The 25,135-nt window shown below is 70.5% G+C and carries 26 protein-coding genes; 4 read left to right on the top strand and 22 right to left on the bottom strand.

Features of this window, described 5'->3' with window-relative positions; all coding sequences use genetic code 11:
- Window positions 1–4 precede the first annotated feature (4 nt).
- The 5 genes from argF to argC are packed head-to-tail and all read right to left on the bottom strand — an operon-like array spanning window position 5 to window position 5,238.
- Complete coding sequence (argF, locus tag LH076_RS08365; protein WP_227783516.1) at window positions 5–940, bottom strand: ornithine carbamoyltransferase; 936 nt, start codon at window positions 938–940, stop codon at window positions 5–7.
- Entirely contained in the window at window positions 937–2,136 is a 1,200-nt protein-coding gene (locus LH076_RS08370) for an acetylornithine transaminase (protein WP_227783517.1), read from the bottom strand. Before LH076_RS08370 ends, argF begins: the two co-directional genes overlap by 4 nt.
- Window positions 2,133–3,038 (bottom strand): acetylglutamate kinase, encoded by a 906-nt coding sequence (gene argB / locus LH076_RS08375; RefSeq protein ID WP_227783518.1) that lies wholly within the window; start codon window positions 3,036–3,038, stop codon window positions 2,133–2,135. The genes LH076_RS08370 and argB overlap by 4 nt, the downstream gene beginning before the upstream one ends.
- Entirely contained in the window at window positions 3,035–4,192 is a 1,158-nt protein-coding gene (gene argJ / locus LH076_RS08380) for a bifunctional glutamate N-acetyltransferase/amino-acid acetyltransferase ArgJ (protein WP_227783519.1), read from the bottom strand. Before argJ ends, argB begins: the two co-directional genes overlap by 4 nt.
- Complete coding sequence (argC, locus tag LH076_RS08385) at window positions 4,192–5,238, bottom strand: N-acetyl-gamma-glutamyl-phosphate reductase (RefSeq protein WP_227783520.1); 1,047 nt, start codon at window positions 5,236–5,238, stop codon at window positions 4,192–4,194. Before argC ends, argJ begins: the two co-directional genes overlap by 1 nt.
- A gap of 92 nt (window positions 5,239–5,330) precedes the next feature.
- On the opposite strand from argC, the gene LH076_RS08390 reads away from it, so the two are divergent.
- Window positions 5,331–6,299: an ATP-binding cassette domain-containing protein gene (locus LH076_RS08390; RefSeq protein ID WP_227783521.1), complete on the top strand. Its 969-nt coding sequence runs from the start codon at window positions 5,331–5,333 to the stop codon at window positions 6,297–6,299.
- On the top strand, window positions 6,296–7,117 hold the full coding sequence (locus LH076_RS08395) for an ABC transporter permease (protein WP_227783522.1): 822 nt from the start codon (window positions 6,296–6,298) through the stop codon (window positions 7,115–7,117). The genes LH076_RS08390 and LH076_RS08395 overlap by 4 nt, the downstream gene beginning before the upstream one ends.
- Before the next feature lie 19 nt (window positions 7,118–7,136).
- On the opposite strand, the gene LH076_RS08400 is transcribed toward LH076_RS08395, so the two are convergent.
- The 9 genes from LH076_RS08400 to LH076_RS08440 form a co-directional block, all read right to left on the bottom strand.
- Window positions 7,137–10,073: an ATP-binding protein gene (locus tag LH076_RS08400; protein WP_227783523.1), complete on the bottom strand. Its 2,937-nt coding sequence runs from the start codon at window positions 10,071–10,073 to the stop codon at window positions 7,137–7,139.
- A gap of 9 nt (window positions 10,074–10,082) precedes the next feature.
- The gene (pheT, locus tag LH076_RS08405) at window positions 10,083–12,575 is read right to left on the bottom strand and encodes a phenylalanine--tRNA ligase subunit beta (protein ID WP_227783524.1); all 2,493 of its coding nucleotides are present in this window, start codon (window positions 12,573–12,575) and stop codon (window positions 10,083–10,085) included.
- A complete protein-coding gene (gene pheS, locus LH076_RS08410; RefSeq protein ID WP_227783525.1) occupies window positions 12,576–13,682 on the bottom strand; it encodes a phenylalanine--tRNA ligase subunit alpha in 1,107 nt (368 codons plus the stop codon).
- Between the two features lie 10 nt (window positions 13,683–13,692).
- On the bottom strand, window positions 13,693–14,373 hold the full coding sequence (locus LH076_RS08415; protein WP_227783526.1) for a sensor histidine kinase: 681 nt from the start codon (window positions 14,371–14,373) through the stop codon (window positions 13,693–13,695).
- Window positions 14,374–14,382: 9 nt separating this feature from the next.
- On the bottom strand, window positions 14,383–15,174 hold the full coding sequence (locus LH076_RS08420) for a TrmH family RNA methyltransferase (RefSeq protein ID WP_227783527.1): 792 nt from the start codon (window positions 15,172–15,174) through the stop codon (window positions 14,383–14,385).
- A gap of 2 nt (window positions 15,175–15,176) precedes the next feature.
- Entirely contained in the window at window positions 15,177–15,560 is a 384-nt protein-coding gene (gene rplT / locus LH076_RS08425; RefSeq protein WP_227783528.1) for a 50S ribosomal protein L20, read from the bottom strand.
- A 47-nt stretch (window positions 15,561–15,607) separates the two neighbouring features.
- Window positions 15,608–15,802, bottom strand: a complete 195-nt coding sequence (gene rpmI, locus LH076_RS08430; protein ID WP_227783529.1) for a 50S ribosomal protein L35 — start codon at window positions 15,800–15,802, stop codon at window positions 15,608–15,610.
- A gap of 43 nt (window positions 15,803–15,845) precedes the next feature.
- Window positions 15,846–16,532, bottom strand: a complete 687-nt coding sequence (gene infC / locus LH076_RS08435) for a translation initiation factor IF-3 (protein WP_227783606.1) — start codon at window positions 16,530–16,532, stop codon at window positions 15,846–15,848.
- A gap of 195 nt (window positions 16,533–16,727) precedes the next feature.
- Window positions 16,728–17,231, bottom strand: coding sequence for an SseB family protein (locus LH076_RS08440; RefSeq protein ID WP_227783530.1), 504 nt, complete (start codon window positions 17,229–17,231; stop codon window positions 16,728–16,730).
- Between the two features lie 39 nt (window positions 17,232–17,270).
- On the opposite strand from LH076_RS08440, the gene LH076_RS08445 reads away from it, so the two are divergent.
- Together LH076_RS08445 and LH076_RS08450 are read left to right on the top strand one after the other, a co-directional pair.
- A complete protein-coding gene (locus tag LH076_RS08445; protein ID WP_227783531.1) occupies window positions 17,271–18,500 on the top strand; it encodes an amino acid deaminase/aldolase in 1,230 nt (409 codons plus the stop codon).
- Entirely contained in the window at window positions 18,484–18,990 is a 507-nt protein-coding gene (locus tag LH076_RS08450) for a 4-amino-4-deoxy-L-arabinose transferase (RefSeq protein WP_227783532.1), read from the top strand. Before LH076_RS08445 ends, LH076_RS08450 begins: the two co-directional genes overlap by 17 nt.
- Here LH076_RS08450 and LH076_RS08455 read toward each other — a convergent pair.
- From LH076_RS08455 to ribD, 8 genes are read right to left on the bottom strand one after another with little or no spacing between them, the layout of a single operon-like run.
- Entirely contained in the window at window positions 18,974–20,146 is a 1,173-nt protein-coding gene (locus LH076_RS08455; RefSeq protein WP_227783533.1) for a glycoside hydrolase family 6 protein, read from the bottom strand. The genes LH076_RS08450 and LH076_RS08455 overlap by 17 nt on opposite strands.
- 10 nt (window positions 20,147–20,156) lie before the next feature.
- Window positions 20,157–20,633: a PH domain-containing protein gene (locus LH076_RS08460; RefSeq protein ID WP_227783534.1), complete on the bottom strand. Its 477-nt coding sequence runs from the start codon at window positions 20,631–20,633 to the stop codon at window positions 20,157–20,159.
- The gene (hisG, locus tag LH076_RS08465; protein ID WP_227783535.1) at window positions 20,617–21,471 is read right to left on the bottom strand and encodes an ATP phosphoribosyltransferase; all 855 of its coding nucleotides are present in this window, start codon (window positions 21,469–21,471) and stop codon (window positions 20,617–20,619) included. The genes LH076_RS08460 and hisG overlap by 17 nt, the downstream gene beginning before the upstream one ends.
- 10 nt (window positions 21,472–21,481) lie before the next feature.
- Window positions 21,482–21,745 (bottom strand): phosphoribosyl-ATP diphosphatase, encoded by a 264-nt coding sequence (locus tag LH076_RS08470; RefSeq protein WP_227783536.1) that lies wholly within the window; start codon window positions 21,743–21,745, stop codon window positions 21,482–21,484.
- 11 nt (window positions 21,746–21,756) lie between these two features.
- On the bottom strand, window positions 21,757–22,239 hold the full coding sequence (gene ribH / locus LH076_RS08475) for a 6,7-dimethyl-8-ribityllumazine synthase (protein ID WP_227783537.1): 483 nt from the start codon (window positions 22,237–22,239) through the stop codon (window positions 21,757–21,759).
- A 1-nt stretch (window position 22,240) separates the two neighbouring features.
- Complete coding sequence (locus tag LH076_RS08480) at window positions 22,241–23,482, bottom strand: bifunctional 3,4-dihydroxy-2-butanone-4-phosphate synthase/GTP cyclohydrolase II (RefSeq protein ID WP_227783538.1); 1,242 nt, start codon at window positions 23,480–23,482, stop codon at window positions 22,241–22,243.
- Window positions 23,479–24,072 (bottom strand): riboflavin synthase, encoded by a 594-nt coding sequence (locus tag LH076_RS08485; protein WP_227783539.1) that lies wholly within the window; start codon window positions 24,070–24,072, stop codon window positions 23,479–23,481. Before LH076_RS08485 ends, LH076_RS08480 begins: the two co-directional genes overlap by 4 nt.
- The gene (gene ribD, locus LH076_RS08490; protein ID WP_227783540.1) at window positions 24,072–25,112 is read right to left on the bottom strand and encodes a bifunctional diaminohydroxyphosphoribosylaminopyrimidine deaminase/5-amino-6-(5-phosphoribosylamino)uracil reductase RibD; all 1,041 of its coding nucleotides are present in this window, start codon (window positions 25,110–25,112) and stop codon (window positions 24,072–24,074) included. Before ribD ends, LH076_RS08485 begins: the two co-directional genes overlap by 1 nt.
- Window positions 25,113–25,135 lie beyond the last annotated feature (23 nt).

Below are 25,135 nucleotides of genomic sequence, written 5' to 3' on the forward strand. Positions count from 1 at the left end.
CGGATCAAGCCTGCTCGACGAGGAAGGCGATGATCGCCTTCTGGGCGTGGCGACGGTTCTCGGCCTCGTCCCAGATGACGCTCTGCGGGCCGTCGAGCACCTCAGCCGCGATCTCCTTGCCGCGGTAGGCGGGCAGGCAGTGCATGACGATCGCGTCGGGCCTGGCCTTGGCGACGAGGTCGGTGGTGACGGCGTACGGCGTGAAGGTGGCGATCCGCTCGGCGGACTCGTCCTCCTTGCCCATCGAGATCCATGTGTCCGTGATGACCACGTCAGCTCCGGCGACCGCCGTCGCGGGGTCGGTCTCCCAGGTCGCGCTGCCACCGGTCGTGGCGCCGATCGCGTTGGCGCGGTCGAACATCTCCTGGCTCGGGGCGAAGCCCTCGGGCGCACCGATGGTGATGTGCATGCCTGCGGTGACGCCGGCGAGGATCCAGGAGTTGCCCATGTTGCAGGCGCCGTCGCCGATGAAGGCGGCACGCAGGCCGGCCAGCTCGCCCTTGTGCTCGCGGATGGTGAGCAGGTCGGCGAGGAGCTGGCAGGGGTGGAACTCGTCGGTGAGGGCGTTGACGACGGGCACGCCGGCGTAGGTGGCCATCTCCTCGAGCGCACTCTGGGCGAAGGTCCGCCACACGATGACGCTCGCCTGGCGGCCGAGGATGCGCGCGACGTCGGCGATGGACTCGCGCTTGCCGATCCCGGCGAGCGCACCGTCGACGAGCATCGGGTTGCCGCCGAGCTCGGCGATGCCCGCGGCGAAGGACGACTGGGTCCGCAGGGTCGGCTTGTCGTAGATGGTCGCGACGCTCTTCGGACCGGCCAGCGGCTTGGCGTCGTACGGCGCCGCCTTCAGGGTCGCGGCGAGCTCGAGGACGCGGGTCTGCTCCTCGGGAGTCAGATCGTCGTCGGCAAGGAATGAACGGCATGAGCGGTCATTCATGCCTCGACCTCCGCCTCGCTGAAGGCGGCGTCGAGGATCGACGGCCAGGCGTTGAGCAGCGCCTCGGCGTCGTCCTCCTTGAGGTTGAGTGCCGGGGCGAGCCGCAACCGGCCGGGTGTGGCGTTGTTGAGGATGAAGCCCGCCTCGAGCGCGGCTGCGGCCACGGCGGCCGCCTTCTCCTCGGTCAGGACGACCCCGATGAGGAGGCCCTCCCCCGTGGTCTCTGCGACGCGCGGATCGGCCGCCAGCCCGTCACGGAGCTTCTGCCCGAGGATCGTGACGTGGTCGAGCAGGTTCTCGCCCTCGATGGTGCGGATGACGGCGAGCGCGGCCGCGCAGGCGACCGGGTTGCCGCCGAACGTGGTCCCGTGGTTGCCCGGCTCAAGGAGCTGCGCCGCCACGCCGAGGCCGATGCAGGCACCGATCGGGAAGCCACCACCGAGGCCCTTGGCCAGGGTGATGATGTCGGGCACCACGCCACTGCGGCCCGAGGCGAGCCAGTCACCGGTGCGCCCCATGCCGGACTGCACCTCGTCGAACCAGAGGAGGGCGCCGTTCCGGTCGGCGGTCTCGCGCGCCGCGGCCAGGAAGCCCTCCGGCGGGACCACGACACCGGCCTCGCCCTGGATCGGCTCGAGCACGATGGCGGCGGTGTCGAGCGTCACCGCGGCGGCGAGGGCGTCGGAGTCGCCGTACGGGACGAAGGTGACGTTTCCGGGGAGCGGCTCGAACGGGGCGCGGTAAGCCTCCTTCGACGTGATCGCGAGCGAACCCATCGTGCGGCCGTGGAAGGAGCCCTCCATGGCGACGATGTGGCTCCGCCCGGTGCGGCGGGTGAGCTTGAACGCGGCCTCGTTGGCCTCGGTGCCGGAGTTCGTGAAGAAGACGCGGCCCTCGGGACGCCGGCCGTCCAGGACGCCGTCCACGAGGTCGAGCAGCTTCTCGGCCAGGCCGATCTGCGGGGCGGATGCGAAGAAGTTCGAGATGTGGCCGAGGGTGTGGAGCTGGCCGCTGACCGCTTCGACGAGGGCCGGATGGGCGTGGCCGAGCGCGTTGACCGCGATGCCGCCGAGGAAGTCGATGTACTCCTTGCCGTCCTCGTCCCACACGTGGCTGCCCTCGCCGCGGACGAGGACGAGCTTCGGCGGGCCGAAGGTGTTCATCACGGCCTGCTGGTACCGCTCTGCATAGCTCACTGGACTGCCTTCCGGATCTTGGTGTCCACACCGGGGAGGACCTGGGTGCCGATGCCCTCGTCGGTGAAGATCTCGAGGAGCACGGCATGGGGCTCGCGCCCGTCGACGACGGTCGCGCGCGGCACACCGCCGCGGACCGCCTGGAGGCAGGCGCCCATCTTGGGGACCATGCCGCTGGCGAGGTCGGGCATGAGCTTCTCGAGGGACTCGGGGCTGATCTCCTGGATGACGTCGTCGGAGTTGCCGTAGTCGACGTACAGGCCCTCGACGTCGGTGAGGACGAGCAGCTTCTCGGCCTTGAGGGCCACCGCGAGGGCGGCGGCGGCGGTGTCGGCGTTGACGTTGTGCACCTGGCCCAAGAGGTCGGGGGCCACGCTGGAGATGACCGGGATCCGGCCGGCCTCGATGACATCGAGGACCGCCTCGGGCCGGACTGAGGTCACCTCGCCGACGAGGCCGAGGTCGACCTCCTCGCCGTCGACGATCGTGTTGGTGCGCTTGGCGGTGAAGAGGCCGGCGTCCTCACCGGAGAGGCCGACAGCCAGCGGGCCGTGCTGGTTGAGCAGGCCGACGAGCTCGCGCTGGACCTGGCCGACGAGCACCATCCGGACGACGTCCATCGCCTCGGGGGTGGTGACTCGCAGGCCGCCCTTGAACTCGCTCTTGATGCCGAGCCGGTCGAGCATCGTGGAGATCTGCGGGCCGCCGCCGTGGACGACGACGGGCTTGAAGCCGGCCAGCCGGAGGAACGCGATGTCCTCGGCGAACCTGACCTTGAGGTCGTCGTCGATCATGGCGTTGCCGCCGTACTTGATGACGATGATCTTGCCGTTGTAACGCTTCAGCCAGGGAAGCGCGTTGGCGAGGATCGCCGCGTTCGTGCGGGGTTTCGACGGTGTCATGAGCTGTAGGCGCTGTTCTCGTGGACGTAGGCGTGGGTGAGGTCGTTGGTCCACACCGTGGCCTGCGAGGTGCCGGACTTGAGGTCGATCGTCACGGTGACGTCGCGCTCGTCGAGGTTGATCTGGCTCGGGTCGTCGGCCGGGGTCGACTGCCTGCAGACCCAGACGCCGTTGAGGGCGACGTCGAGGTCGGCAGGGTCGAAGGCGGCCCGCGTCGTGCCGACACCGGCGAGGATGCGGCCCCAGTTGGGGTCCTTCCCGAAGATCGCGGCCTTGAAGAGGTTGTTGCGGGCGACCGAGCGCGAGACCTCGACGGCGTCGTCCTCGGTGGCGGCGTTGATCGTCGTGATCGCGATCGAGTGGTCCGCACCCTCGGCATCCGCGAGGAGCTGCATTGCGAGGTCGCTCGTCAGCTCGGTGAGCTTCGCGGTGAAGTCATCGATGCTTGGGGTGACGCCGCTGGCACCTGACGCCAGCAACGTGACGGTGTCGTTGGTGGACTGGCAGCCGTCGGAGTCGAGCCGGTCGAAGCTGACGCGGGTGGCGGCGCGCAGCGCCAGGTCGAGCTCGGCGGCGGGCAGGTCGGCGTCGGTCGTGATGACGACGAGCATCGTGGCCAGGGCCGGCGCGAGCATGCCCGCACCCTTGGCCATGCCGCCGATGCTCCAACCGTCGCCCGAGACGACAGCCTGCTTGGAGACCGTATCGGTGGTCATGATCGCCTGCGCTGCCGCGTCGCCGCCGTCGGCAGCGAGCGCGGCGGCAGCGAGGTCGACACCGGTGAGGAGCATCGCCTGGTCGTTGAGCAGGCCGATCAGGCCGGTGGAGCAGACGACGACGTCCCCGGCGCCGATCTCCAGCCTCTCCGCGACGCGCTCGGCCGTGGCGTGGGTGTTCTGGAAGCCCGCTGCGCCGGTGTAGCAGTTGGCGCCGCCCGAGTTGAGCACGACGGCCTTGACCACACCGTCCTTGACGACCTCCTTGCTCCACAGCACCGGGTTGGCCTGGCAGCGGTTGGAGGTGAAGACGCTCGCGCTCGCGAAGGAGGGGCCGTCGTTGACGACGAGTGCCATGTCGGGCGTGCCGGAGGCCTTGAGGCCCGCGGTGACGCCGGCAGCCCGGAAGCCGGATGGATGTGTGACGCCGGTGCTCATCAGGGTGCCATTCCGATCGTGCTGAGCCCGGTGGCCTCGTCGAGGCCCAGGGCGAGGTTCATGCACTGGACGGCAGCGCCGGCAGTGCCCTTCGCGAGATTGTCGATGGCACCGACGGCAATGAGGCGGTTCGACGAATCATCAGTGGTGACCTGCAGGTGCACGGCGTTGGAGCCTGCCACGGCCTGGGTCTGCGGCCAGATGCCCTCCGGCAGGAGGTGGACGAACTGCTCGTCGGCGTACGCCTGCTCGTAGGCGGCGCGGACGTCGGCGGCGGTGACGCCGGGGAGGAGCTTGGCCGTGCAGGTCGCGAGGATGCCGCGCGGCATCGGGACGAGGAGCGGCGTGAAGCTGACCGTGACCGTCCCGTCGGTCAACTGCGAGAGGTTCTGGGTGATCTCGGGCGTGTGGCGGTGCACTCCCCCGACGCCGTACGCCGACGCATTGCCCATGACCTCGGAGCCGAGGAGGTGTGTCTTGGCGGACCTGCCTGCTCCGCTGGTGCCACTGGCCGCGACGACGACGACGTCCGGCTCGATCAGGCCTGCTGCGACGGCGGGCGCGAGCGACAGCGACGAGATGGTCGGGTAGCAGCCGGGGACCGCGATGTTCTTGGCGCCCACGAGCTTCTCCCTGTTGCCCGGGATCTCGGGGAGGCCGTAGGGCCAGGTGCCGGCGTGCCCCCCGTTGTCAGTGCCGTAGAACTTCTCCCACTCCGCGGCGTCCTGGAGCCGGAAGTCCGCGCCGCAGTCGATGACGACGACGTCGGGCTTCTTCGACTGCAGCGCCTTGGCGATCTCGCCGGACTGCCCGTGGGGCAGCGCGAGGAAGACGACGTCGTGCCCGCCGAGGGTGTCGACGGAGGTCTCGACCAGCACGCGGTCGGCGAGCGGGAGGAGGTGCGGCTGGAGCGTGCCGAGGAGCTGTCCGGCGTTCGAGGCGCCGGTGAGGGCACCGATCTCGACCTCGGGGTGGGTGAGCAGCAGCCTGAGGAGCTCTCCCCCGGCGTAACCGCTCGCACCGGCGACGGCGACCTTCGTTGTCATATGCATGACTATACATGACCCTGCATGGCAATGTGAAACCGCTTTCCGGGGGGTGAAAGCGGCGTGAAACCGGCGTGCTCCAACCTAGTCCCATGACAAATTCCGACCTGGCAGTCCACGCCACCGGCCTGGTGAAGCGCTTCGGTGACTTCACGGCTGTGGGTGGCGTCGACCTGGCCGTCCAGCCGGGTGAGGTCTTCGGCGTGCTCGGACCGAACGGCGCCGGCAAGACCACCACCCTCTCCATGCTCGCGACGCTCCTTCCGATCGACGGCGGCCGCGCGAGCATCTTCGGCGTCGACGTCGCCGCCGAACCGCACAAGATCCGCCAGCTCGTCGGCGTGACGGGCCAGTACGCCTCCGTCGACGAGAACCTCACCGGCGCCGAGAACCTCTGGCTCTTCAGCCGCCTGCACGGCCGCAGCACCAAGCAGGCCCGCGCCCTCTCCGCCGACCTGCTCGAGCGCTTCGGTCTCTCCGAGGCTGCGGGCAAGCAGATCAAGGACTACTCCGGCGGCATGCGCCGGCGGCTCGACCTCGCGGCCTCGCTGATCTCCAGTCCGCCGCTGATCTTCCTCGACGAGCCGACCACCGGCCTCGACCCACGCACCCGCGGCCAGATGTGGGACACGATCCGCGAGCTCGTCGCGAACGGGTCGACGATCCTGTTGACCACGCAGTACCTCGACGAGGCCGATCAACTCGCCGACCGGATCGCAGTCATCGACCGCGGCCTCAAGGTCGCCGAGGGCACGCCGTCCGAGCTCAAGACGAGCGTCGGCGAGTCGAGCCTGCAGCTGCGCCTGAGCGACAAGGGACTGGTCGAGGAGGCCGCGCGACTGGTCGAGAAGGTCGCCGGCGTCGCACCGGTCCTCACCCCCGAGGCGGCCGGACTCAACGTCCCGCTGCCCGACGCCAACAAGGCCGCCGACGTCCTGATCGCCCTGCGCGAGGCGGGTGTCTCGATCACGTCGGCCGCCGTACAGCAGCCGACGCTCGACGAGGTCTTCCTCGCGATCACCGGCCACACCACCGAGACGAACGAGGAGGTCTCCGCATGAGCGCACTGACCGCCGAGCGCAGCATCGCTGCCGCCAAGGCCACTCTCACCCCGCGCCCGACCGTGCACGACACCCTGTCGCAGACGCTCACCATGGCGTGGCGTTCGCTGAAGAAGATGCAGCGCAACCCCGAGCAGTTCTTCGACGTGATCATCCAGCCGCTGCTCTTCACCGCGATGTTCGCCTACATCTTCGGCGGGGCGGTCTCGGGGTCGGTCAAGGACTACCTGCCGATCATCATCCCGGGCGTCCTCGCCCAGACCAGCCTCACGGCCTGCATGGCGACCGGCACCCAGATGCGCGAGGACATGGAGAAGGGCGTCTTCGACCGTTTCCGCTCCCTGCCGATGGCGCGGATCGCGCCGCTTGCCGGGCCGATGCTGGCCGACGTGCTGCGGTACTCGATCGCCGCGACCCTGACGCTCGCGACCGGCTTCGCGATGGGCTACCGCGCACACAACGCGGGTGGGCTCGTCCTCGGCTGGCTCCTCGTCGTCTTCGCCGGCTGGTCGCTGTCCTGGATCTTCGCCTGGCTCGGCACGATCGCCCGCTCCGCCCAGGCGGTGCAGGGCATCGGCATGATGATCATGTTCCCCTTGACGTTCCTCTCCGACGCGTTCACGCCGACGAACACGATGCCCAACTGGCTGCAGCACTTCGTGAACGTCAACCCGGTGACGCTGGTGATCCACGCCGTTCGCGACCTGCTGAACGATGGCTCCTTCACGGCCAATGTCGGCTGGGCCGTGCTGGGCTGCGCCGTGATCGTCGCGGTCTTCGGCCCGCTAGCCGTGCGGAGCTACAGCCGCAAGGTGTGACGTCTGCTCGGTGGCGCCCTCAGGCGAGCTCCGCGAGCGCAGTGATCACTGCGTCGCGGAGCTCGTCGGCATTCCGCCCACCGACGGCGGCACGGGCCTCCGTCAGGGCCGCGGGGTCGACCATCGGCACGCCCCACGCCGGGTCGAGGCTGGGCAACATCCGGTTGAGTGAGAAGGCCTCGGCGTACGCGATCAGGCAGGCGCCGACGGCGGTGTTGCCGGCGGCCGCCTCCCAGGCGCCGAGGGCTGCGATGCTGCTGCCGAGGATCGGCCGGTCCATGAAGGGGTCGTCGTCCGCGACGAGGTGGCGCACCTTGGCCAACAGTTCGTCACGCTCGGCCGCGCTGCCGTCGAACCGGCCGTGTCGGACGCGGGCCGCCAGGGCGGCCGCGCGAGGGAAGATCACCCAGGGCTCGAAGCCGTCCTGATCGACGAGGCTCGACAGAGTCGTCGGGGCACCGAGCACCCTCACCGCCCGGTCGTACGCCGACATCCCGCCGTCCACGTCGCCGCGGGCCAGCAGCACCTCGGCCCGGCCGCACAGCACCGCGATGCCGGCGCCGAAGACGGAGGTCGAACCCTCCTCGGCGGCGAGCTCGTCGAGGATCCGGTCCGCGTCGTCGAGATCGCCCTCGCGCAGCGCGACCAATGCGAGCACGGAGCGGAGTTGCGCGGCGTCCTCGGCCGCGCCGACGGCCACGAGGGTCGGGTGCGCCTCCTCGACGTAGCGCCGGGCATCGGCCCAGTCGCCGTACTGCAGGGCGATTCCGGCCAGGTGGGCCGTGAGCATCGCCGGCATCCACGGACCGTCGGCCGGGTCGACGAGGGAGAGCGCGCGCTCGGCGGCCTGCCGGGAGCGCTCGATGTCGCCGGCGTTCTCGAAGGCCTGGCTGGCCCAGAAGCCGGCGACGCCTGCGATCTCCGGATCGGCGTCGTCGAGCAGCGTCTCGATGGCCCGGATCTGGTCCGCGCGGTCGGCGCCTGCGAGCGCGAGCACGACCGTGACGTTGGCGCGGACGATCGGGCGCCCCTCGCCCGGACCGAGCGCCTCGAGCTGGGCCGACGCGGCCGGGATCGCGGTGCCCGTGAAGATCATGCCGTGGGAGATCGCGGCGACGAGGGAGAGCCGGGCGGCGTCCGTGGCCTGCTCGGGGATCGCGTGGGTGCTGAGGTGCTCACTGATCTGGTCGGCGACATTGATGATCTTGAGGTGGGATCCCTCGATCGACCAGAAGATCGACAGCGCCCCGAAGAGCAGCGCCACCTGGCCGGCGTCCTCCCCGTCAAGCGCGCGGCGCAGGACCTCGACGAGGTTGCCCTCCTCGGCCCGGACGCGGTCGACCTCCGCGATCTGGTCGGGCGAGTAGAAATGTTCGATCGCCTCGGCGGCGACCGAGGTGGCCCACGCCGACATGGCCGCATCGGCGTCAGCGTCGTCGCCCGCGTCGACGAGCTGCATCCGGCCGAACTCGCGGACGGTCTCGAGCAGGCGGTAGCGGATCCCGGCGACGCTCTCCGTGACCACGACGAGGGACTGCGCCGCGAGCTCCTCGATCCTCTCCAGGGCCTCAGGACCGACGACGGCCTCGGCGCCCGAGAGCGCGAAGCCGGCACGGAAGACCGAGAGCCGGCGCAGGGCGCGTCGCTCCCGCTCGTCGAGCAGGTTCCAGCTCCAGTCGATGACGGCGAGCAGCGTCTGGTGCCGCTCGGGCGCATCGCGGCTGCCGCCGCGGAGCAGGCTGAACCGGTTGTCGAGCCGGCGCTCGATCTCGTCGACGCTCATGGCGCGGACCTTGGCCGCGGCGAGCTCGACCGCGAGCGGGAGGCCGTCGAGTCGTTGGACCAGGGCGGCGATCCGGTCGTCCTCCAGCACGACGCCGGGGCGTGCGGCCGCGGCACGTTCGCGGAAGAGGGCGAGGCCGTCCTGCAGCGACAGCTCAGGCAGGAGGTAGACCCGCTCGGCGCTCAGGCCCAGTGGGGCCCGCGTCGTCGTCAGCACGGTGAGGTGGGGGGTACGTCGGATCAGGACCGAGACCAGGTCGGCGACCGCGTCCACGACCTGCTCGCAGTTGTCGAGGATCAGCAGGCTCGGCACGCTGCCGAGGGCCTCGACCGTGCGGTCGATGACGTCGGCCGTGCGCGCCGGACCGACGAGATGGGCGGTCAGCGAGCCCTGCACGCCGATCGCGTCGGCGACCTCCACGGCGACTCCGTCACCGGAGGTGACGGAGGCCAGCGCGACGAAGTGCACCACCGGCTGCTCCGCGGTGCGGCCGAGCAGATGTGCCAGGCGGGTCTTGCCCAGTCCGCCGGCACCCACGATCGAGACGACCCGGGCCGTCCGGACGAGGGTTTGGAGCGCTGCGATGTCGTCGGTCCGACCGATCAGCGGGTCGGGGTCGAAACCGACGCCGGTGCGGACCGGACGGTCGCGCTGGAGGAGCTCGGCGTGGAGCTGCTGGAGCGCCGGCGCCGGGTCGACGCCGAGCCTGTCGGCCAGCTCCTCGCGGTACGCGTCGTACGCCTCCAGCGCGGCAGGCACGCCGCGGGTCTCGGCGATCGCACGCAGGCGGGCGAGCATGACCTCGTCGTCCGAGCCGGCCCGCGCGAGGTGCACCAGCGCGTCGGCGTACTTGCCCTCGGCGGCGAGCCGCAGGCCCTCCGGGCGGGCAGCCCACACGTCGACCTCGGACTGCTCCAGACCGAGCCGGTAGCCGGTCGCAGTCCGCTCGATCACCCCGGCGCTGGTCGCCGATCGAGCGCGGGACACGACCACCTGCAGCGCCTTGTGCGGGTCCACGGGCTGCTCGTCGGGCCACAGTTCGTCGGCGAGCGCCTCGGTCGAGAGCCCGCGCGCCCCCGCCTCGACCAGGGCGCGGAACAACGCCTGGTTCCGCTCGCCCGGCACCGCGCGACCCTCCCACGTCACGCCGTCGAACACGCCGAGCCGGATCATGGGCGGGCGTCAGCGCTGGACGGCGCCGGTCAGCTCGGCGGCGCGGGCGACGGCAGCCTCACGTGCAGCGGTGGCCTCACCCTCGGCCAGCGTGCGATCGGGTGCGCGGAAGCGCAGCGCGAAGGCCAGCGACTTCCTGCCCGCTCCCACCTGGTCGCCGGTGTAGAGGTCGAAGAGCCGCACCGACTCGAGCAGGTCGCCCGCACCCTCGCGCAGCGCCTCCTCGACGGCCGCGACGGGAACCTCGGCGTCGACGACGAGGGCGACGTCCTCCTTGGCGACCGGGAAGGCCGAGAACTGCGGCGCGAGCGGGCGATCGGGCGCCAGACGCATCAGCGCGTCGAGTTCGAGCTCGAGCGCCGCGCTCCGCTCCGGCAGGCCGAAGGCCTTGCAGACGGCCGGGTGCAGCTCGCCGGCGTGCCCGATCTCCTCCCCATCCACGCTGACGACCGCACAGCGGCCGGGGTGCCACGGGGCACGCGTGGAGTTGGCGAGGTCGATGTGGACGCCGAGCTCATCGCCCAGTCGGCGTACGACGGCGAGCGCGTCCTGCCAGCCGGCCTGGGTGCCCTGGCCCCACCAGCCCGGGCGCTCGCGCTCGCCGGCGAGGACGACGGCGAGGTGGAGCGGCTGGACGGGGATGGCTGCGAGCAGCGTGTCGAGCTCGGCGTCGGTCGGACGGCGGTCGACGCCGTAGATCGGCGCCGCACCCTCGGCCGGGAAGGCGACCGTCATGGTCTCGAAGAGGGCGACACCGGGGGCACCGCGACCGACGTTGCGGGCCGCGGCCTTGAGCAGGCCGGGAAGCGCGGTCGTCGTGTACGACGGCTCCTCGGAGGAGATCGGGTTCGCGAGGCCGACGGTCCTGCGCAGCGGATCGTCTGCGTCGAGCCCGAGCTGGTCGAACGTCGCCTCACCCACGAACGGGAAGCTGACGACCTCGGTGAGGCCGGCGCCCGCGAGGGTGCGACCGATCCGACGGCGGAGGCGCTGCTCGCGGGTCAGGCCGCGACCGGTCGCGCGGCGCGGCAGGACGCTCGGGACCTGGTCGTAGCCGACGATCCGGACGACCTCCTCGACGAGGTCGTAGGGGTCGGTGACGTCGGGGCGCCAGGTCGGGACGACTGCGGTCAGCGTGTCACCGTCGACGGAGACGTCGCAGCCCACGGCGCGCAGGTGGCGGACCGTGTCGTCGGCCGAGACGTCGATGCCGCTCAGGGCAGCGGCCTGCGACACGGGCGCGGTGATGGTCGCCGGCGCCGGCGGCGTACCGACGAGGGTGAAGCCCGGCTCGGCGGTGGCGCCGCCGAGCTCGACGAGGAGCTCGACGACCCGGTCGGCGGAGACACCCGGCAGCAGCGGGTCGGTGCCGCGCTCGTTGCGCTTGCCTGCCTCGGAGCTGATCTTGTGCCGCTTGCCCGTGCGGAACATCGCGGTGGCGTTCCAGTGCGCGGCCTCGACGAGCACGCGCGTGGTGGTTTCGCTGATCTCCGTCGAGGCCCCACCCATGACACCGGCGAGGCCGATCGGGCCGGACTCGTCGGCGATGACGAGGTCCCCCTCAGGCCCAGCGTCGAGGGACCTGTCCGTCCCGTCGAGAGTGGTGAGCTTCTCCCCCGCCGTCGCGCGACGCACGACCAGGCCGCCGCTCACCTTGTCGGCGTCGTAGCCGTGGATCGGCATGCCGAGCTCGAGCATCACGTAGTTGGTGATGTCGACGGCGAGCGAGATCGAACGCATGCCGCACTGCTCGAGACGGGTGCGCATCCAGTCGGGCGTGGGCGCCGTCGCGTCGAAACCAGAGACGAGCCGGGCGGCGAAGACCGGACAGCCCTCGGAGTCCTGGACGTCGACCGGCCAGGCGGCGTCGTCGGCGGCCGGCAGGTCGCGGAGGCCGGGGTCGGTGAACGGAAGATCGAACCCGAGCGCGGCCTCGCGGGCGACGCCGCGCAGGCTCAGGGCATAGGCACGGTCGGGGTTGATCTCGAACTCGATGACCTCCTGGCCGAGGCCGAGGACCTCGCGTACGTCATCACCCGGCTCTCCCGCGTCGGCCGGGAGCACGATGATGCCGTCGTGGTCGTCTCCCAGGCCCAGCTCGCGGGCGGAGCAGATCATGCCGGCGGAGAGGTGGCCGTAGGTCTTGCGCTCGGAGATCTGGAAATTGCCCGGCAGCACGCCACCGGGCAGGACGACGACGACCTTGTCGCCCGGCCTGAAGTTGTGGGCACCGCAGACGATGCCCTGCGGCTCGCCCGAGCCGTTGGCGTCACCGACGTCGACGGTGCACCAGTTGATCGTCTTGCCGTTCTTCTGCGGCTCGGGCTCCATGGTGAGCACCTGGCCGATCACGAGCGGTCCCTCGATGCCGGCGCCGGAGGTCTCGATCGCCTCGAGCTTGAGGCCGAGCGCGGTGAGGCGGGCGGTGAGCTCCTCGGTGCTGAGATCGGCTGGAAGAGACGAGCCGAGCAACTCGTGGATCCAGGAGACGGGGGCCTTCATCTAGAGCTCACTTCCAAAGGCTGTGGTGAAACGGACGTCGCCCTCGAAGAGCGTACGGAGGTCGGAGAGACCGGTGCGGAACATCAGCGTGCGGTCGATGCCCATGCCGAAGGCGAAGCCGCTGTAGCGGGTGGAGTCGACACCGCAGGCTTGGAGGACACGCGGGTTGACGATGCCGCAGCCACCCCACTCGATCCAGCCCTCGCCCTTGCAGGTGCGGCAGGGGCTGCCGTCGATCACCTGAGCGCCACGGCAGACGAAGCAGGTCAGGTCGACCTCGGCGCTGGGCTCGGTGAAGGGGAAGTACGACGGCCGGAACCGCGTCACGATGCCCTCACCGAACATCTGCGTGGCGAAGTGGTCGAGCGTGCCCTTGAGATGCGCCATCGAGATGCCCTCGTCGATGGCGAGGCCCTCGACCTGGTGGAACATCGGGCTGTGGGTGGCGTCGTACTCGTCGGTGCGGAAGACCCGCCCCGGGCAGACGATGTAGATCGGAGGGGTCCGGGTCAGCATCGTCCGCGCCTGCACCGGGCTGGTGTGGGTACGGAGGACGACGTGGTTCTCGGCCGGGTCGGTCCAGAACGTGTCCTGCATCGTGCGGGCAGGGTGGTCCGGGCCGAGGTTGAGGGCGTCGAAGTTGAGCCACTCGGCCTCGATGACCGGTCCCTCGGCGACCTCCCAGCCCATGCCGACGAAGATGTCGGCGATCAGCTCGGCGCCGGTGGTGAGTGGGTGACGCGCTCCCACGGGGAAGCGGTCGGTCGGCAGGGTGACGTCGACGGTCTCCTCGACGAGCATTCGGGCCTCGTGCTCGGCCTGCAGGACGTCGGTGCGGGCGGCGAGCGCCTGGTTGACCTGGCCGCGCGCCTTGCCGACCCGCGCACCGGCCTCCCTGCGGGCCGCCGGCGGCAGCGCACCGATCTCGCGGTTGGCCAGTGCCAGGGGCGAGCGGTCACCGGTGTGGTCGATCCGGACCTGCTTGAGCGCCTCGAGATCGGCAGCGGCGGCGATGGCCGTCAATGCGGCGTCGCGCGCGGCCTCGACCTCCTCAGCCTTCAACGGAGTGACCTCAACGGGGTCGTAGTCAGAGTTCGGTCCAGACACTCGCCCGATCCTAGTGGGGCGAGACCGGCCAGCTCACATCGATTCGGGCGCCGCCGCCCGGGCGGTCGCCGATGGTGATGCTGCCGCCGTGCGCGTTGACGAGTCCGCCGACGACGTACAGGCCGAGACCGGTGCCCATGGAGCGGTCGCCCTTCCACCACTTGGTGAAGACGTTCTCCCGGACCTGCTCGGGGATGCCGTCGCCCTCGTCCTCGATCCGATAGCGGACGGCGTCGTCGAGCGGGGCGACGGTGACCACCACGTCGCCGTCGCCGTGGCGCACGCCGTTGTCGACGAGGTTGGTGAGGACCTGCGCGAGCTTGTCCGGGTCGGCATCGATCTGCGGCAGGTCGCCGGCCACGTCGAGCGAGATGGTGCGCGACGTCGACATCCGCACGTTGTCGACCACGCGCTGGACGATCGGCCCCGGATCGGTGGGCCGTCGGTGGAGCTGCAGCCGGCCGGTGTCGAGACGGGCGACGTCGAGCATCTCGGTGATCAGGCGCGAGAGCCGGTCGGCGTCGACGAGCGCAGTCGTGAGCATGAACTTCTTCTGCTCGTCGGTGAGCTTGTCCCAACGGTTGAGCACCGCCTGCACGAAGCCCTTCACACCGGTCAGGGGGCTGCGCAGCTCGTGGGCGAGGGTGGCGACCAGGTCGCTCCGTTCAAGCTCCCAGTCGTTGTCGGCCATACGGGCACTCTAGGTCCCACTCCTGCGGTGTGCGCGCGCACTGGCGTAGAGGCACAGCGCCGCGGCGGTGGAGAGGTTGAGGCTCTCGGCCTTCCCGAAGATCGGGATCGACACGATCGAGTCGGCTGCGGCCTTGAGCTCCTCGGGGATCCCCCAGGCCTCGTTGCCCATCAGCCAGGCGGTGGGCCTGGCGAGAAGCTCATCGGCGGTGAAGAGGTCGGCGTCGCCGTTCATGTCGGCGGCGAGGACGGTCAGCCCCGCCTGCTTCGCGGCGGCGATCGCGGCCAGCGGGTCGCGCTCGATCGCGATCGGGAGGTGGAAGGCGCTGCCGACGCTCGCGCGGATCGTCTTGGGGTTGTAGAGGTCCACCGAGTCACCGGCGAGGATCACGGCCGCCGCACCGGCAGCGTCAGCACAGCGGATCACCGTCCCGGCGTTCCCCGGATCCCGTACGTCGGCGCAGATGGCCCACAACCCAGATGTCGGAGGGCCAGAGGCCGGATCTCGGAGGGCCGAAACGGGGAGGTCGATGAACCGGCAGAGGGCGACGACGCCGGCGGGGCTCACCGAGTCGGAGAGGCCCTGCATGGCCTCGGGGCTGACCAGCGTGGCGTCGGCGTACTCCCCCGCGAGGGCGGGGACGACGAAGAGCTCCTCGACACACCCGGCGGCGAGGGCTCCCTCGACGGCCTTCGGGCCGTCGGCAAGGAAAAGCCGCCGCTCCGTTCGCACGGAGCGGCGGCTGAGCTTCCTCAGCTCCTTCAGTCGAGCGTTGCTCGGTGAAAGAGGAGCAGGCGTCATTCTCAGACAGCAGCCGGAGCGTTGACGTCCTCGGGGAGGGCGGCCTTGGCAGCCTCGACGAGCGCGTTGAACGCGGCGATGTCGTTGACGGCGAGCTCGGCGAGGATCTTGCGGTCGACCTCGATGCCCGCCAGGCCGAGGCCCTGGATGAAGCGGTTGTAGGTCATGCCCTGCGCACGCGCGGCGGCGTTGATGCGCTGGATCCAGAGCTTCCGGAAGTTGCCCTTGTTCTTGCGGCGGTCGTTGTAGGCGTAGACGAGCGAGTGGGTGACCTGCTCCTTCGCCTTGCGGTAGAGGCGCGAGCGCTGGCCGCGGTAGCCCTCAGCCCGCTCGAGGGTGGTACGACGCTTCTTGGCAGCGTTCACTGCGCGCTTGACGCGAGCCATGGTGTTACTCCTTCAGGAAAAGATGGGAAGGCCGGATGGCCCGGGATTCAGCGGCCGAGAAGCTTCTTGGCGCGGGGGACGTCGTTCTTCGCAACCTCGACGGTGCCGGTGAGGCGACGGGTGACCTTGGAGGCCTTCTTCTCGAGGTTGTGGCGCTTGCCGGCCTTCTCGCGAAGGATCTTGCCGGAGCCGGTCACGCGGAAGCGCTTGCCAGCACCGGAGTGGCTCTTGTTCTTCGGCATCTCTAGGTCTCTCTTTCGTACGGACGCTTGGAAATCGGGGTGGTCAGGGGAGGTCGATGTCGGGGTCGAGCGCCTCGTTGCGGCGCTTCTCCTTCTTCTGCGCGACCGGCCTGTCGCCGGCCTGCGCGGTGCGGACGGCCTGCTCTGCGGCGGCGTCGGCCGCACGCTCAGCGGCCTTCTCCTCCTTGGCGGCGATGTGCTCGACCTTGGCGTCGGCCTTCTTCTTCGTCGGGCCGAGCACCATCACCATGTTGCGGCCGTCCTGCTTCGGGGAGGACTCCACGAAGCCGATGTCGGCGACGTCCTCGGCCAGCTTCTGCAGCAGGCGGAAGCCGAGCTCAGGACGGTGCTGCTCGCGACCACGGAACATGATCGTGATCTTGACCTTGTCCCCCGCGTTGAGGAACCGCACGACGTGACCCTTCTTGGTGTCGTAGTCGTGCTGGTCGATCTTGGGACGAAGCTTCATCTCCTTGATGATCACGTTCGTCTGGTTGCGGCGCGCGTCACGGGCCTTCTGGGCGTTCTCGTACTTGAACTTCCCGTAGTCCATGAGCTTGCAGACCGGGGGCTTGCCCTGGGGTGCGATCTCGACGAGGTCGAGGTCGGCCTCCTGCGCAAGGCGCAGCGCATCGCCCGTCGGCACGATGCCGACGGTCTCACCGTTGGGACCGACGAGGCGGACCTCGGGAACCCGGATCCGGTCGTTGATACGAAGCTCAGTACTGATGTGTCCTCCAGGGGACTAGGGAATGGGACGACGAGATGAACCTGATGAAATTGAAAAAGGCTCCTGCATGCACGCAAGCAGAAGCCGGCCCCTGAATATTCCGGGGCAATCCTGACCCGACGACCTGTGACGCTGGCGGTCGATGCGGGTGGGAGGTTCGAGACCTCCGCTTGAGTACTGGACGAGATTAGCTGATCACTCCGCCGCGGGCCGAATCCACGCGGAACCGCCGCCGACCCGCGCCAGCTCCCAGCCGGAGGCCACGGCCACGAGGTCATCGCCCTCGAGGGGGAACGGCACCGGGCCGGCCAGGTCGAGCACGATCGCCGAGGCTCCGTCCTGCAGTGCCGCCCTCGCGGCGTCGCGGGCACTGACGGGCACCGGGCGAGCGTCGGCCTGCCACGACTGGAGGGTCTCGAGCGACGTGAACGCGAGGAGCGCCTGGCGGCCGTCGGCACCGGTGATGAGGACGGTGGCCATGTCGGCGCTCTTGTCGTGGGCACGACCGTGCTCGTCGAGCTCCATCTCGCCGAGGACGGCGACGACCGGCACCAGGAGCCGTGCCCGGGTGAGCGCCGCCATGACGTCGTACGCCGTCCCCGTGCCGTCCCTCAGCGCGGAGAGGGCGTGCGCAAGACCGGAGTCGGCGGCACCGGTGTCGTCCGGGAAGGCCGGGGCGAGGATGTCGCGGTCACGCATGGGCCGATTCTCTCAGCAGGCGTGGAAGGATGCGGATTCGTGGGCACAGGTGTGGGGGCGAGCGCGGTCGAGCGGAACCGGCTCTGGACGCGGCTCTCGACCGCGGTGGCACAGCACGACGGCCCACTGGCGACCCCCACGATGGTCGTCGATCTCGACGCCTTCACTGCCAACGCCGCGGATCTCTGCCGCCGGGCTGCAGGGACGCCGATCCGGGTCGCCTCGAAGTCGCTGCGCGTCCCGGCGCTGATCAGCCGTGCGTTGGCGCACCCCGGGTTCGCGGGCGTGCTCGGCTACACGCTCGCCGAGGCGCTGTGGCTCGACGGGGAGGGGATAAGCGACGACATCGTGCTGGCCTACCCCACCGTCGATCGTGCGGCGCTCGCCCAGCTGGTGGTCTCGCCCTCGGCCGCGGCGCACATCACCCTGATGGTCGACTCCGTCGAGCATCTCGAGGTGATCGACTCCGTCCGCTCCTCGCGGGCGGTGCCGGTGAGGGTGGCGATCGACCTCGATGCGGGCCTCGACCTGCGGGTGACCCGCGTAGGTCCGCGTCGCTCCCCCGTGACGTCCGCTGCTGCGGCGGTCGCCCTGGCCGAGGCCGTCGTCTCCCGGCCGGGCTTCCGGCTCGTCGGTGTCATGACCTACGAGGGCCAGGTCGCCGGCGTCGCCGACGACGTGCCCGGCCAGCGGCTGAAGTCGGCGGTCGTACGCCGACTCAAGGACCGCTCCATCGAGCAGCTCCTCTCGCGGCGGGCCGACGTGGCGGCGGCGCTGAGGAACCTCACCGAACTGGAGTTCTGGAACGCCGGTGGCTCCGGGTCGATCGAGAGCTCGGCGTCGGACCCGATCGTGACCGAGGTGACGGCTGGATCGGGCCTGCTGGTGCCGGGTCTCTTCGACCACTACCGGTCGTTCACTCCCCGCCCTGCGGCCTTCTTCGGGCTCCCGGTGACCCGGCGGCCGGACGCGAGGACCGCCACTGTGCACGGAGGCGGGTTGATCGCCTCCGGACCGACCGAGTCGTCCCGCGCGCCGCTCCCCTGGGCACCGGCCGGACTGTCGCTGACGGGGCTCGAAGGTGCCGGGGAGGTGCAGACCCCGCTGACCGGCCCGGCCGCCGAGAACCTGCGGATCGGTGACCTCGTGTGGTTCCGGCATGCGAAGTCCGGCGAGCTCTTCGAGCACACCGCCACGGCCCACCTCCTGGCCGGGTCCTCCCTCATCGACTCGGTGCCGACGTACCGCGGCTGTGGCCTCGCCTTCTGACGCGTCCGCGCGTGCGCTCGTCCTTGCCATCGACGGGCCGGCCGGTGCGGGCAAGACCACGCTCGCCACGGCGATGCGGCTGCTGCAGCCGAGTGTCGTGATCCACATGGACGACCTCTACGCGGGCTGGGACGGGCTCGAGGCCGGCGTCGCACAGGTCGACGAGATCATCGGCGCACTGCGGGCCGGCGCGGTCGCCCGATACCGGCGCTACGACTGGGCCCTCGGTGCCTACGGCGAGACGGTCGTCGTGCCCGAGTCGTCGCTCGTGATCATCGAGGGCGTCGGCTCAGGTGGTGGGTCGATGCGGGCGGACTGCGTGGTGTGGCTCGATGCGCCCGTCGACGTACGGCGGGAGCGGGCGGTGGCGCGCGGCGACTTCGGCGACCCGTCCGACCAACACTGGGACCAGTGGGCTGCGCTCGAGGCGGCGCACTTCGCGCGGGCTCAGACGCGCGAACGCGCCGATCTCATCATTCGAACGGAGTAGTCCGCGCCACCGCGAGGGAGCGCTTGAGTGAGAACGGCGAGGCCTGGTTGACCAACCACGGGCGTCCGAACCAGAGATAGCCGTCGGCGTACTGCTGGGCGATCTGCGCCTGCGACGCGGTGAGGTGCAGGCGGGCGTCGACCACGTTGGCGGTCGGAGGGATGCCGAGGGTGTCGCAGCGGACCTCGGTCCGGCTCTTGCAGGTGGCGGCGTTGTCGAAGTTGCCGCTCGGTTTGCCGGCGCGGTTCTGCGCCCAGGTGAACGGCTTGCCGTTGTCGGCCGTGTCGATCACGAAGTGCTTGTCCGCGAGGCCGGAGGCGGCGAGCTTGTCGGAGATCGCCTTGCCGTAGGCGAGGTTGGCCTGCACGGAGGTGTAGTGCGTCGCGCCGAGGGCGAAGCCGCGGGTGTACTGGATGCCGGCGGAGACGAGCAGCGGCACGACCTTCTGCAGGGAGAGCCAGTCGGAGTCCGAGGCGTCGAGGTAGACGCTCGTGCGCGGGAGCGTGGCGAGCCGCTGGGCGGCGTAGCGGACGAGGCCGAGTCGGACGGCGGCGTCCTTGGTCCGCTTCTCCCAGGCGTTGTTCGGGATGGCGGCGAGGCCGAGGTCCGGCTCGAGCACGATCGCGGTGCGAGCGGTGCCGATCGCCGCGACAGCCGCGTCGATCCACTGCCGGTAGGCCGTCTGCTGCGCCGCGGTCAGGGCGCGGCCCCGGGCGTTCTCGCCGCCGACCCACATCCGGAAGAGCGCGAGCTGGACCAGAGTGTTCGGGCCGTACTCGGCCTGCTGAGCCTTGATGGTGTTGGCGATGGCAGGGCCGATGGCCTTCGTCGAGAAGTTGCCGGTGAACCAGACCACGCGCGGACGCAACGCGATCTTCCCCAGGAGCGCCTTGTTGGTGCCCTTGGCGCGCTGGTACGCGGGATAGATGCCGTTCCACGGGCCCCGGTAGACACCCCAGGGGCCGCCCGCGAGTGGGTTCTGGGCAGCGGCTGCGCGCTCGGCGCGCTCGGCCAGCACCGACTCCTTGAGCGTGAACCGGTGGCCGGGGAGGACCGGCTGCGGGTCGGTCGAGGCGGCGACGCCGTAGGCGGCCTGGAACCCTCCGCCGACGATCGCCGTCGTCAGGACCAGGGCGGCGAGGACGGACTTCAACACGCGGTGCACCCTACGTCGATCGGCCTGGATCGCTCAGTTCTTCGGACAAGGTCCGGAGAAATCGCACGGCGTCCCGCGAGCGGCCGCCGTCGGAGGCCTGGATCCCCATCGCGGAGATCTCCTCGCCGTCGGAGAGGTCGAGGCGCACCCATGGCGCACCGTTGGGCAACCGGATGGCGACGATCTGCGCCCACTCCAACTGCCGGCGGCGATAGCCGTTGACCACCACCAGGCCGTCGCGAGTGGCGGTCACCCGGCTGCGGGTCAATGCGTGCACGCAGGTGAGGATCAGCAGGCCGATGAAGGCCAGCGTCAGCAGCTCGAAGGTCGTGAACTTCGCCTGCTCCTCCGGGCCGAGCGCGATCCAGGACGCGGCACAGACCACGGCGAGCCCGATCACCAGCACGACGGCGACGATGCGGGGGCCGACCGGGCGCCAGGTCCGCGGCAGCTTCTGGGCCGCGGAGGCCTCAGAGGCGGCAGGCATGGATGTCGGTGAGGAGGATGGCGCGCGCGCCGAGCGACCAGAGGTCGTCCATCAGCTTCTGCGAGTTGAGCCGCGGGACCATCACGCGGACGGCGACCCAGCCCTCGCGGTGCAGCGGGCTGACGGTCGGTCCCTCGAGCCCGGGCGCCAGCTCGGTCGCGGCCTGGATCGCCTCGGCACGGATGTCGTAGTCCATCATCACGTACGAGCGGGCGACCATGACGCCCTCGATGCGGCGACGGAAGGTGTCGTACGCCGCCGACAGCTCGGCGCCCGCCCGGGTGATGACGACCGCCTCGGACTCGAGGATCGGCTCGCCGAAGACCTCGAGGCCGGCGTTGCGCAGGCTCGTGCCGGTCTCGACGACGTCGGCGATGACGTCGGCGACGCCGAGCTGGATGCTGCTCTCGACCGCGCCGTCGAGCCTCGTCACCGACGCCTGGATGCCGCGCTCGGTCAGGAAGGCACCGACCACGCCGGCGTACGACGTGGCGATGCGCTTGCCGACCAGGTCGTCGAGGGAGGAGTAGCTGCCCGCCGGGCCGGCGAAGCGGAAGCGGCTGCGGCCGAAGCCGAGCTGCATGACCTCGTCGGCCTTGGCGCCGGAGTCGTGGAGCAGGTCGCGGCCGGTGATGCCGATGTCGAGCGTGCCCTCGCCGACGTACAGCGCGATGTCGCGCGGCCGGAGGTAGAAGAACTCGACCCCGTTCTCCTCGTCGATGAGGGTGAGGCGCTTGGCATCGTCCCGCTGGCGGTAGCCCGCCTCACGGAGCAGCGTCGCAGCAGACTCGGAGAGGGCGCCCTTGTTGGGGATCGCGATGCGCAGGAGATCAGACATGTTTCAGGCCTCAGAGGTGGGAGTAGACGTCGTCGAGGGTCAGACCGGTCGCGATCATGAGGACCTGTGCGTGATAGATCAACTGGCTGATCTCGAGGGCGGCGGCCTCCTTGCCCTCATGCTCAGCCGCCATCCACGACTCGGCGGCCTCCTCGACCAGCTTCTTGCCGATCGCATGGACGCCGGCGTCGAGCTCCGCGACGGTGCCGGATCCTGCGGGGCGGGTGCGGGCCTTCTCATTGAGCTCGGCCCACAGCTCGTCGAACGTCTTCACGGGGCTCAAGCCTAGACCGCGGCCTCCTTGAGCCGTCGCAGGGTTGCTGCGGTGGACAGCGCGGCGGTCGCGGCCTCATGGCCCTTGTCCTCCTTCGATCCGTCCAGGCCGGCCCGGTCGAGGGCCTGCTGGTCGTCGTCGCAGGTGAGGACGCCGAAGCCGATCGCGACGCCATGGTCGAGGGCGACGCGGTTGAGGCCGTCGGTCGCGGCGGAGCAGACGTACTCGAAGTGGGGCGTGCCGCCGCGGATCACGACGCCGAGGGCAATCACGGCGTCGTAGCCCGCCCGGGCCAGGCCGTCGGCGACGACCGCGAGCTCGAAGGTGCCGGGAACGCGCTCGATCGTCGCCGTGACGTGGTGCTCGTCGCAGGCGCGTCGGGCGCCGGCGATCAGGCCGTCCATGACCTGCTCGTGCCAGCTGGCGGCCACGATGGCGACCGTGAGACCGCTCGCGTCGATCGCGGCGAGGGTGGGGGCTCCCGCTCCACTCATGTCAGGCTCCTTGGATCTCGAGGCCGGGCAGGACGTGGCCCATCCGGTCGCGCTTGGTGGTGAGGTAGGCGATGTTGTCCGGGTTGGCCGGGGTGGCGAGCGGGATGCGCTCCTCGACGGTGATCCCGAGGCCCTCGAGCTCACTCACCTTCTCCGGGTTGTTGGTGAGGAGGTCGATCCGCGCGACGCCGAGGTCACGCAGGATCTGGGCGGCGGCCACGTAGTCGCGGGCGTCGATCGGGAGCCCGAGGTCGAGGTTGGCGTCCACGGTGTCACGGCCGAGGTCTTGGAGGGCGTAGGCCTGCAGCTTCGAGAGCAGCCCGATGCCACGTCCCTCGTGGCCTCGCAGGTAGACGAGGACTCCCCTCCGCGCGGCAGCTATCCGGCGGAGGCTCTCGTCGAGCTGGGGGCCGCAGTCGCAGCGCCTGCTGCCGAGGACGTCCCCGGTGAGGCACTCCGAATGGACCCGGGTCAGGACCGGCTCCCCTGTCTGCACGTCCCCGAGGACGAGGGCCACGTGCTCCGCCCCATCCGGCACCGACCTGAAGCCGTACGCCGTGAAGTCGCCGTACGACGTCGGGAGGCGGGTCTCGACGACGCGCTCGACCAGGGACTCGTGCTGCTGGCGATGCCGGACGAGGTCCTCGATCGAGATCATCACCAGGCCGTGCTCGTCGGCGAACTCGCGGAGCTGCGGTGCCCGTTTCATCGTGCCGTCGTCGTTGACGATCTCGACCAGGACGCCTGCCGGGCGCAGGCCGGCGAGGCGGGCGAGGTCGACGGCAGCCTCGGTGTGGCCCCTTCTCTCAAGGACGCCACCGGGGCGGGCGCGCAGCGGGAAGACGTGGCCCGGACTGGCGAGCTCTGCCCGTGTCGTCGCGGGTTCGGCGAGGAGTCGAGCGGTCCACGCCCGGTCGGCGGCACTGATGCCGGTCGTGACACCGGCGCGGGCATCGACGCTCACGGTGAAGGCCGTCCGGAACGGGTCCTGGTTGTCAGGGACCATCAGCGGCAGGTCGAGCCTGTCGACCTCGTCGGGGGCGAGCGGTGCGCAGATCACCCCGCTGCTGTGGCGGATCGTGAACGCCATCAACTCGGGCGTCGCGTGCTGGGCCGCGAAGATGATGTCGCCCTCGTTCTCCCGGCCCTCGTCGTCGACGACGACGACCGCCCTTCCCGCGGCGATGTCGGCGATGGCGCGATCGACGCTGTCGAGGCGGACGCCTCCGTGCTGGGTACTCATCGCGTCGCTCCCAGCAGCTTCTCGACATGCTTGGCGATCACGTCGACCTCGAGGTTCACCGTGGCACCTGCCTGCTTGGTCCCCAGGGTGGTGCGGGCGAGGGTCTCGGGGATGAGGCTCACCGTGAAGCTCTCCTCCCCCGCGTCGACGACGGTCAGGCTGACGCCGTCCACGGCGATCGACCCCTTGTCCACCAGGTAACGCCCGAGGTCGGCCGGCAGGCTGATCTCCACAGCCTCCCAGTGCTCACTCGGTGCTCGCCTGAGGATCGTGCCGACGCCGTCGACATGGCCCTGCACGATGTGGCCGCCGAGTCGGGTCTGCGGGGTGACGGCCCGCTCGAGGTTGACCTGGGTGCCGACCACGCTTCCGGCCAACGAGGTCTTGTCGAGGGTCTCCTGCATGACGTCGGCCGTCCAGGTCGTGTCGTCGAAACGCGTGACGGTGAGGCAGCATCCGTTGACGGCGATCGAGTCGCCGAGGGCGACCTCCTCCAGGACCGTGGTGGCGGCGATGGTGAGGCGGATCGCGTCGCCCTGGTCTTCGATGCCGGCGACGCTGCCGAGCTCCTCGATGATTCCGGTGAACATCAGATCTCCTTGTTCTGCTGGGGTGTGAGCGTCAGGCGCACGTTCGGTACGTCGCCCGGGATGACGGTGATGTCGGTGACGTGTGGCCGTTCGGCGTCGGTGATGGTGTGGATGCCGAGATCGGCGACCGACGGGCTGCCTGCGCCGAGGAGCACCGGCGCCACGTAGGCGACGATCTCGTCGACGAGGCCGGCGCTGAGGAAGGCGGCGGCGAGGGTCGGGCCTCCCTCGAGAAGGACGTGGCAGCGCTCCAGGGCCCAGAGCTGGTCGAGGGCCTCGCGTGGATCGCGGGTGCGCAGGTGCACCGTCTCCGCGCAGTGGTTGAGGACGCGGGCCTCCGGAGGCAGGTCGCGGAGGCCCATCACGGCGCGCAGCGGCTGGACGACGGCGTGCTCGCCCCCCTCATCGCGCACCGTGAGCTCCGGGTCGTCGACCTCGACCGTCCGGGTGCCGACCAGCATCGTGTCCGCCTCGGCCCGGAGTCGATGCGTGTCATGCCGTGCCTCGGGCGAGGTGATCCACCTGCTCGTGCCATCGGCCGCGGCACTGCGACCGTCGAGGGTCGTGGCGAGTTTCCAGGTGACGAACGGCCGCTGGCGCTCGACGGCGATGCTCCACCGACGGTTGAGTGCGCGTGCCTCCTCCGCCCTCACGCCACCGACCACCTCGATGCCGGCCGCCGTGAGGGACGCTGCGCCTCCCGCTGCGATCGGGTTGGGGTCGCTCTGGGCATGGACCACACGACGTACGCCGGCCTCGATGAGCGCAGCGGAACAGGCACCTGTGCGACCGGTGTGGTTGCAGGGCTCGAGCGTCACGACCGCGGTCGCGCCCCGGGCCCTTCCTCCCGCGCGGCTCAACGCGTCGACCTCGGCGTGCGGCGTGCCGGCGCCGCGGTGGAACCCCTCGGCGACGGTGGTGCCGTCGTCGGCGAGCAGGACGCAGCCCACCCGCGGGTTCGGCAGCGTAGAGAGGTCCGGCGTCGCGGCCAGAGTCAGGGCGCGCGACATCGCGGCCTGCTCGGCTGCTGTGATGGTCATTCCGGCCCCGCTCCTGATCGCTG

The sequence above is a fragment of the Nocardioides sp. Kera G14 genome (assembly GCF_020715565.1).
Taxonomy (GTDB): Bacteria; Actinomycetota; Actinomycetes; order Propionibacteriales; family Nocardioidaceae; genus Nocardioides.